Annotated in this window: 2 protein-coding genes and 1 pseudogene; all 3 read left to right on the top strand. The window is 43.3% G+C overall.

Annotation, left to right across the window (positions count from 1 at the left end; translation table 11 throughout):
• On the top strand, window positions 1-583 hold a 583-nt coding region (locus QZY09_RS16125; protein ID WP_367119234.1), incomplete at its 5' end, for a trans-aconitate 2-methyltransferase.
• 386 nt (window positions 584-969) lie between these two features.
• Window positions 970-2,070, top strand: a complete 1,101-nt coding sequence (locus tag QZY09_RS16120; protein ID WP_295674019.1) for a nickel-binding protein — start codon at window positions 970-972, stop codon at window positions 2,068-2,070.
• A 135-nt stretch (window positions 2,071-2,205) separates the two neighbouring features.
• Window positions 2,206-2,413 (top strand): annotated as a pseudogene (locus tag QZY09_RS16115) (hypothetical protein); the annotation flags it as partial.

Here is a 2,413-nt window from a genome sequence, read left to right as displayed (position 1 = left end):
TATCAATAAACCCCCGGAGCAGGTAAGCTGGACACAAGGTGTGCCGCAAACATCCCTGGATTTTATTCACGGGTTTCAATTATCCAAAAACTCCAGCATTATTGATATTGGTGGAGGCGATAGCAACCTGGTGGACTTTCTTCTAAAGGAAGGGTTTCAAAATATTACTGTGCTGGATATTTCATCAACAGCGATTGAAAAAGCCAAAGCCAGGCTGGGAAAGAAAAGCGACCTGGTTAAGTGGGTAGTTTCAGACATCACGGAGTTTAATCCAACTGAACATTTCGACCTTTGGCATGACCGGGCTACCTTTCATTTCCTGACCAGCAAGGCCCAGATCGCAGCTTATCTCCAAATCGCAGGAAAGGCTACTAATAGCTACATGGTCGTAGGCACCTTTTCTGAAACCGGGCCGGATAAATGCAGCGGGCTACCGGTTAAACAATATACAGAGAATCAGCTGACAAGACAATTGAACAGGTGTTTCAAAAAAATCAAATGCATCAACGAGGACCATATCACGCCATTTCAAACCAAACAGAATTTTCTTTTTTGCAGTTTTAAAAAGAAGATTATCAATTAATAACCGGTGTAGCATATCGTAGTTAGTAGTTTGTTACTTTTATCCGGAATCCGGCGGCCGGCGTACAAATACCAGCTATTGTTGATAATACCCCGGGTAACGGAAAAAGTAAATAAATTCAATAATGCCCCATAGTGGTTGCTTTTTTACCATAGTGTGCACCTGGATTTCACAAAGGCCACGAACATTTGAAGGTGACAAAATCTCATGTTGCTTTTCATTTTTTATGAATTTTTGTATTTATTGGTATCGAACGCCCATGCCCAAAAGAACGGAATAGCCAGGCAAATCTCCCGGAATTTGCAGGATATCAATATATTAAATGCATACCTATTCAAAATTAATGCAAAAAGTACTAAATTTAGCTGCATTAAAATACGCTTATCATGCCGATATTCATGGATGTTCATATTGTTCCGGGCGTAAAAGCCAAAGATGTTGCCGAAGCGCACCGTTTGGACCTGCTTCACCAGCAGGAACACGGCTGCAATTGCATGACCTATTGGATAGATGAAGCCCGTGAAAGTATTTTCTGCCTGATTGATGCCCCGGATAAAGATGCGGTGGCCGAAATGCATAGTAAAGCACATGGCCTGATTCCCAATAAGATCATTGAAGTGAACAGCAACCTGGTGGAAGCTTTCCTGGGGCGGATCTATGATCCCTCCGACGCGCCGGTCTCAAATGATGGGTTGAAAGTTTTTGCCGACCATTCTTTCAGGATCTTACTGGTGACCAAAACAGCCGACCCGGTATTGCTAAAACACCAGTTTGGGGACGAGCAGGCAAGCGAATTATTAAGCGCGCATACCAGCATCATCCGTAAAAATATTTTAGCGCAGGGCGGACGCGAAGTGGAGCATGAAGGAAGCGGTTTTGTGGTTTCGTTTTCATTTGCAGCTAAAGCAGTGGATTGTGCCTTGTCGATCCGGAAGGAAATGCCGTCTTCTATGGCGGAACAAATTGATTTAAGGATAGCCGTAAATGCTGGGGAACCGGTTGAGCGCAGCGAGCACCTGTTTGGCGAAACCATTGAATTTGCAACGAACATGTGCCGGATCGCCAAAGAGGGGAAGATTGCCATCGCATCGCCCGTAAAAGAATTGATCGCAGATGACCTTTTCCAAAAGGAACGAAAATATTTCCTGAACCTTTTACCGGCCGATGAGCATTTATTGAAATTACTGTTCAGCAAACTGGAAGAGAACTGGCAGGATGCGGATTTCGACCTTTCGGATTACTGCAGTGCCACGGCGATGAGCAGCTCCCAATTGTACCGTAAAACCATCGCCTTAACCAGCCTGCCACCCAATTCGCTGTTAAAGGATTTCAGGCTGCATAAAGCAAAGGACCTGATGAGAAAACGGTACTTCAATATCGCGCAAATTACTTTCGATTCTGGCTTTACCAGCGCTTCTTATTTTACCAAATGCTTTAAAAAGAAATACGGCCTGCTGCCCATGACCTATCTCGAATTACTCCACTAATTACTTCCGGTTAAATTTTACCATTTATTGACGGATTTGTTTCATCCGGTTTGCTATTTATTGAATGATTTGTTATAGCTGCCGCTATTAGCCGGCGATATCTTTGAGTATTCTTAAACAATTAAACTCAACGTTATGAAACTAATTAAAAACACCACCCTGATCCTGATGATCGTCCTGTTCAGCAGCATGATCGCCAAAGCACAAACCTCTGTAAAAGACAGTTCAAACAAATCAACCACAACAACAATGAAAACTTACCTCATCGAAAGAGACATCCCGAACGCCGGCAAGTTAACGCCAGAGCAGTTAAAATCAATTTCACAAAAATCATGCAGTGTGC

The organism is uncultured Mucilaginibacter sp. (assembly GCF_903913935.1).
GTDB lineage: Bacteria > Bacteroidota > Bacteroidia > Sphingobacteriales > Sphingobacteriaceae > Mucilaginibacter.
Note: the sequence above shows the minus strand (reverse complement) of the source record. Positions and strands in the feature narration are given on the sequence as shown.

What these genes read in the sequence shown, in the direction of transcription:
- QZY09_RS16120 (WP_295674019.1), top strand. Translation starts at nt 970, where the DNA reads ATGCCGATATTCATGGATGTTCATATTGTTCCGGGCGTAAAAGCCAAA.